This is a genomic window from Kocuria sp., assembly GCF_030536815.1.
GTDB classification, from domain to species: domain Bacteria; phylum Actinomycetota; class Actinomycetes; order Actinomycetales; family Micrococcaceae; genus Kocuria; species Kocuria gwangalliensis.
The window spans coordinates 1-5,895 of record NZ_JAUNPE010000135.1 but is presented as its reverse complement, the minus strand read 5'-3'; the positions used below and the strand labels follow the sequence as shown (position 1 = coordinate 5,895).

5 protein-coding genes and 2 tRNA genes are annotated in these 5,895 nt (G+C 61.5%); 1 reads left to right on the top strand and 6 read right to left on the bottom strand.

Annotation, left to right across the window (positions count from 1 at the left end):
- Nucleotides 1-254: 254 nt before the first annotated feature.
- The 5 genes from Q4E95_RS10605 to bcp all read right to left on the bottom strand — a co-directional run bounded on the left by Q4E95_RS10605 (nucleotide 255) and on the right by bcp (nucleotide 4,876).
- On the bottom strand, nucleotides 255-701 hold the full coding sequence (locus tag Q4E95_RS10605) for a MarR family winged helix-turn-helix transcriptional regulator (RefSeq protein ID WP_303383278.1): 447 nt from the start codon (nucleotides 699-701) through the stop codon (nucleotides 255-257).
- A 241-nt stretch (nucleotides 702-942) separates the two neighbouring features.
- On the bottom strand, nucleotides 943-2,427 hold the full coding sequence (locus tag Q4E95_RS10600; protein WP_303383277.1) for a malate:quinone oxidoreductase: 1,485 nt from the start codon (nucleotides 2,425-2,427) through the stop codon (nucleotides 943-945).
- A 114-nt stretch (nucleotides 2,428-2,541) separates the two neighbouring features.
- Nucleotides 2,542-4,158, bottom strand: coding sequence for an ABC transporter substrate-binding protein (locus Q4E95_RS10595; protein ID WP_303383276.1), 1,617 nt, complete (start codon nucleotides 4,156-4,158; stop codon nucleotides 2,542-2,544).
- A gap of 50 nt (nucleotides 4,159-4,208) precedes the next feature.
- A tRNA-Leu gene (locus Q4E95_RS10590) sits at nucleotides 4,209-4,293 on the bottom strand.
- A 112-nt stretch (nucleotides 4,294-4,405) separates the two neighbouring features.
- Nucleotides 4,406-4,876, bottom strand: a complete 471-nt coding sequence (bcp, locus tag Q4E95_RS10585) for a thioredoxin-dependent thiol peroxidase (protein ID WP_303383275.1) — start codon at nucleotides 4,874-4,876, stop codon at nucleotides 4,406-4,408.
- 202 nt (nucleotides 4,877-5,078) lie between these two features.
- Here bcp and Q4E95_RS10580 point away from each other — a divergent pair, with 202 nt between their 5' ends.
- Nucleotides 5,079-5,567, top strand: coding sequence for a MarR family winged helix-turn-helix transcriptional regulator (locus tag Q4E95_RS10580; protein WP_303383274.1), 489 nt, complete (start codon nucleotides 5,079-5,081; stop codon nucleotides 5,565-5,567).
- Nucleotides 5,568-5,702: 135 nt separating this feature from the next.
- Here the strand turns inward: Q4E95_RS10580 and Q4E95_RS10575 are convergent.
- A tRNA-Lys gene (locus tag Q4E95_RS10575) sits at nucleotides 5,703-5,775 on the bottom strand.
- Nucleotides 5,776-5,895 lie beyond the last annotated feature (120 nt).

The following is a 5,895-nucleotide window of genomic DNA, read 5'->3' as shown; positions in this document are numbered from 1 at the left end:
TTGAACACGTACCCCCACGACTGTCCCTTGAGATCAGTGGGAGAGTCGGGCTTGGCATCGTGGTCCGGATCTGGGGCCGCGTGGTCGCGGCGCTGCGTGGCTTCAAGCTTTTGCTCGCTCATCGCGTAGTCCTCTCTAAGAAATGTGTCGCTGGTGCTGATGACAGTTCTTAGACAGTCTACTGAGCTGTGGGCGCTGGATCATGCACCCCGCAGCTCACCGCGGCACTCGGTCCCCTTCCGAGCCCAGCGGGCCTATCGGTGTAAAGACAATGAGTACTGGTGGACGCGTTCGCTCAACCGCATCAGCACTCGGACTTCATCCGGATCGAGCGCTGTGCTGATGAGTTCGGCAACCATTTGGTCATGACCCACAGAAATGGCCTCGTACAATTCCGAACCACTACTGGTCAGCGCGACACGCACACCCCGTAGGTCCTGCGCATCCTGGCGCCGGGTGACCAAGCCCTTCAACTCGAGACGTTCCAACATTCTGGAGAGACTCGACTGGGTCAGCAGTACATGACTGTTGAGGTCACGCAATCTCAAACCACTGCGATCAGCTGTGGACAAAGTTGCCAGCACCTCGAATTCTCGGCGCGACAAACCATGTAAGTTCACGTTGCGTTGTAGTACGCGGGTCACGGAGACGTGGCAACGGCCTACGGCCTCCCACGCTTCGATACTCCCTCTTGATGGCATAATTCCCCCTTTGAACGCTCACCCCCTATGAGCGTTCTTTCCATGCTACGAAACCGCAGCCAAAGCTCCGGTGTCGCCAGTGTCCACATTTCTGACACCTGTGGGTAACCCTGTCCCCGGAAGAGTGCACATCGCGATACCGGGTGCGAATTGTGGAAACAACACGGGAGCATTTGTACGACATGTACAAATGCTCCCGTGGAAACGCAGCCCCGGCTCGGGCCGCGGGTGACTCAGCAGGTCAGCGGATACCCAGCACCTCGGAAGTGTGGCCAATGATCTCGTCCGCGAGTTGCGGGTTGTCGTTGAGTTTTTCACCGTAGGCCGGAATGAGTTCCTTCAACCGTGGCTCCCACTCCGACATTTTGGCCGGGAAGCAACGGGACAACATGTTCAACATGATGGGTACCGCGGTGGAAGCACCAGGGGACGCGCCCAGCAACGCGCCGATGGATCCGTCCGCGCTGGTCACCAGCTCTGTGCCGAACTGCAGCACGCCACCCTTTTGGGGATCTTTCTTCATGACCTGGACGCGCTGGCCGGCCTCGATGAGATCCCACTGGCCGGCCTCGGCGGTGGGGTAGTACTCGTGCAAGGCGTCCATGCGCTGGGAGCGGGTCTTGGTCAATTCGCTCAGGAGGTACTTGACCAGGTCGAGATTGGCCAGTCCCGCGCGAGTCATGGGGTAGAGGTTGTGCGCACGCACCGACTTGGGCAGGTCCAGGAAAGAACCGTGCTTTAAGAAGTTGGGTTTGAATCCGCCATAGGGACCGAACATCACGGCCTTTTGGCCATTGACGTAACGGGTGTCCAGGTGCGGCACGGACATGGGCGGTGCTCCCACGGAGGCCTGCCCGTACACCTTGGCGTTGTGCTGAGAGGTGACGGCGGGATCGGTGTTACGCAGGAACAGCCCGGACACCGGGAAACCTCCAAACCCCTTGGCTTCCTTGATACCGGAGCGCTGCAGCAGGTGCAGGGCGCCACCACCGGCGCCGAGGAACACGAACTTGGCGTGGATGCTCCGGTTGTTGTCGCTGTTGAGGAGATCCTCGACCTTGACCAGCCAGGAACCGTCGGACTGCCGGTTCAGGGTCGTGACCTGCTGGCCGTACCGGACCGTGGCACCCTGGCCCGCGACGTAGTCGATCAGCTGATTGGTCAGCGCACCGAAGTCCACGTCTGTGCCTTCGGGGGCGAAGGTCGCAGCCACACGACCGGCACCACGACCGTGCATGGTCAACGGGGCCCAATCGGCGATCTTGTCGCGGTCCACCGAGAATTCCATGCGTTCGAAGAGCTTGTTCTGCTTGAACGAGTCGTAGCGGGTGCGCAGGTAGTCGGCGTGGTCCTCGCCGAACACCATGGAGATGTGGGGGACCGGGTTGATGAAGCCGGAGGGCTCCTTGAGCACTCCGTTCTCCACCAACGTGGACCACAGCTGGCGGGTCACGTGGAACTGCTCGTTGATGTTGAGTGCCTTCTGTGCGCTCACGGAACCGTCCGCGGCCTGGGGCGCGTAGTTGAGTTCACACAGGGCGGCGTGACCGGTGCCGGCGTTGTTCCAGGCGTTGGAACTTTCCAACCCTGCGCGGTCCAGACGCTCCAGGATGGTCATGTCCCAGTGGGGCTGAAGATCCTTGAGGATGGTTGCAAGCGTGGCACTCATGATGCCTGCGCCAACCAGAAGAACGTCGGTGGATTCTGTGGGCTGAGTTGAAGTCAAGGTGTCTCCCGGAATGCTTTGCGGGCGCGTCGGTGCGCCGCGTGAGGTTCACATCAAGACTATCTCCAGCCCGCGACGATCACCGAATGGAAATCAGTGCGAGATGCCGATTCGTCAGCCGCTACGCAGGGTCAGGTCGTTGAACAGTTCGTGTCCGGTCGAGGTCAGGGGAAAGGTCTCGACCCTGCTGTTGACGGCCACGGCCGATACGGGGTGCGCAAGCGGAATGGCCGGCAGCATTCTGGAGATCCGATTGTTCAACGCCCGGTAGGTGTTGGCCCGGGCGGCGTCGTCGGACATCGCGGCCGCGCGATTGACGGCCGTGAACAGGCCCGTGTTCCGAATCCCGAACTCGGCGTTGGGGGAGCCCATCAACGGGCCCAGGAAATTGTCCGGATCTCGGAACCCGCCACTCCATCCCATCAGGCTGAGGGCATGACGTGACTCCGGATCCGTAACTTTCTGCACATAGTCGTCATCCCATTCCAGGGCTACCGGGTCCAGATTAAATCCCACCCGCGTGAGCTGCTCGGACATCATGGCGAAGACCTGCTCGGGTTTCTGCAGGTACAGCCGGGAGGTGTTGCGCGGATAATAAAAGCTCAGCCGTTCGCCGTCGTAGTCCGAGTCGGCGAGCAGGTCTCGGGCGCGTTGCGGGTTGAATCCTGGGACCTGTAGGTCATCACCATCCACGTTGAATCGCGCCGGGATGAACTGATTGGCCACGTTGGTGCCGTTGGGGAACAGCTCCCGGGCAATGGCACCTCGATCAATGGCCGCAGCGATTGCGCGGCGAATCGTCACGTCCTGCAGCAGGGGGAGACGCTGGTTGATCCCCACGTAGGACACGGAATACGGGTCGCGGAACAGCACCTGGGTGCCGCTGCGGGCCAGGGGGGCGAAATCGTCCAGGCCGACCTGGTCATAGGCATCCACTTGGCCGGATACGAGTGCGGCGTACCGGACTTTGGAGTCCGGGACACTGCGGAACTCCACGCTGCCTAGGTGGCCCAGGTCCGCCCAGTAATCGGGATTGACGCTCAGTCGGACCGCCGTGGCATCGGCGGAGTCGAAGCGGAACGGACCGGTGCCCACGGGATGGCTGCCCGAGGTGTCGGCGGCGATGCTGTCGGGTGAGGCAAGACCGAACGATGGCTGGGTCAGCGCGTGGAGCAGGGGGTGGTACGGGTGGCGCAGCACGATCTTGACCGTGCGCTCATCGACCACCTCGCAACCGCCGTAGCTGGACGGTGTGGATGGATCCGTGTTGCCGTGTCGGAACACCGTGGCAAAGGACGTCCTGGGCGCCCAGGGCTCATCCGACTCGGCCTGCTTCCGCCACTTGTCGAAGTTCGCGCACACGGCCTCGGCGTTCAGGGCGGCGCCGTCGTGGAACGAGATCCCGCGCCGGAGGGTGAAGGTTACGGAACGGTTGTCGGCCTCGAGCTCCCAGGATTCCGACAGACCCGGGAGAGGCTCCCCGGTCGAGGGGTCTGCTCTGACCAGACCCTCGAGGACTTGAGCGGCGATCCGAGAAGTTTCCACCGAATTACTGATGGACGGATCCAGTGTGGCGGGAGAAGCTGCCTGGGCAAAGACGAACGAGGCGTCGGGCAGGGCCGGGGAGTCCTGAGACCGTGGCGTGGTGGCACCGCAACCGGTGAGCACTACTCCCAGCCCGGCCGCGGCCAGGAACCCGCGACGCCCGAACTGGAATTCCGAGGTGCTCAACGAGGCTGATCCTTTCACCGACCGACAGCTGTTGATGGAGCTAACCGGGTTGGTGCGCAAGACGGGAATCGAACCCGCACGCCGTGAGGCACAGGAACCTAAATCCTGCGTGTCTACCAGTTCCACCACTCGCGCAGCTCGCACGGGCCTACCCGGCGAACGAGAACCATGGTAACCGCACAATCGTGGCCGAACGTGTCGGGTGCCCGCATCGCAGTGCCCGGCCCGGGTGCTCCGGTCCCGCCGTTCAGTCCAGGTGCAGGTCCCGGCGCAACTTGGCCACGTGGCCCTTGGCGCGCACGTTGTACTGCGCCAGTTCCACGACACCCTGGGCATCCACGACCACGGTGGAGCGGATGAGGCCCTCGTACGTCTTGCCGTAGTTCTTCTTCTCGCCCCAGGCGCCGTAGGCTTCGGCTACGGAATGGTCCTGGTCCGAGAGCAGCGGAAACGTCAGTTCCTGCTTGTCCGTGAAGCGCGCCAGGGCAGTCGGGGCGTCCGGGGAGATTCCCAGCACCGCAAACCCATCTGCAGTAAACCGCGCGAGGTTGTCACGAAAATCACACGCTTGCGTGGTGCAGCCGGGAGTGGCTGCCTTGGGGTAGAAATACACGATCACGCGCCGGCCGCGGTAGTCCCCGAGGGAGACGTCGTCTCCGTTCGCATCCTGGAGGGTGAACGCGGGGGCGGTGTCTCCGGCAGTTAACGTGGTTGTCACAGGGGGCTTCCTTCCGGTTGGGTAACAGTGCTCGCGCATCTCGACCGGCCGCTCGAGGGCATGAGCTCGCTCCAGGCCAGAAGTTACAGAATGGCTGACGCGCAGGACATGTGGTGGATAAGGTACCTTACGTCACGAATTTGCTTTATCAGTACCCTGACCATAATCTGCCGATTGGCCATTGGCGGGTATACTGGGGGGTATGTCTCATCGAAACCAGTGGCCCCCAAATCGCCTGCTGTCAACTGCGGCGCGCCTAGTGGAACATGCGTGGAACGAGAGCCTCGCATCCCTGGGAATCACCCATGCCGGTGTGATGGCCCTGGACGTCCTGCAGGCCGAGGGTAGTATGACCCAGGCGCAGCTTGCACACAAGGTTCGGGTTCAGGCTCAGACCATGGGCAAGACTTTGCATCGACTTGAGGTTCACGGGCATATCACCCGATCCAAGGATGTTCGTGATCGCCGTTCACACGTCGTGTCCATCTCTCCGGAGGGGGAGAAGGTCCTGGACACGGCATCCAAGTTGGAAAACGATTTGTTGGGTGAAGGCACCCTCATGGATGAGAATCTTCGGCGTTCATTGGCGGAGATCATTTCCACTCTGGGTGGAGCCCGATGGAAATTGGAAGTTACCGATGACGGTGTGGTGCGGGAGGATGCGGAGAACCCCGCCAGCGCAGCACAGTAATCCCGCGAACCGGCCTGGACTACGCCACCTCGGTAGAGGTTGCGCAGTTTCCTGGTCGTACATTTCATTGAGCCGTGAAATCGGGCAATAAAAAAGTTCGACCGCATTGCCAGCAATGCGGTCGAACTTGTGGGGTGCGCCCCCTGGGACTCGAACCCAGAACCCATTGATTAAGAGTCAATTGCTCTGCCAATTGAGCTAGGGGCGCTGGCGTTACCGGGAAAAATTTAGCACATCATCCGTGTCGTTTGACAACGGCTCCATGCGGGGTTTCCCCTGCGCAACGAGAGATAACTGTAGCACCGCCTGCGGATCTGTCCAATTCGGC

What these genes read in the sequence shown, in the direction of transcription:
- Q4E95_RS10605 (WP_303383278.1), bottom strand. Translation starts at nt 701, where the DNA reads ATGCCATCAAGAGGGAGTATCGAAGCGTGGGAGGCCGTAGGCCGTTGC.
- Q4E95_RS10580 (WP_303383274.1), top strand. Translation starts at nt 5,079, where the DNA reads ATGTCTCATCGAAACCAGTGGCCCCCAAATCGCCTGCTGTCAACTGCG.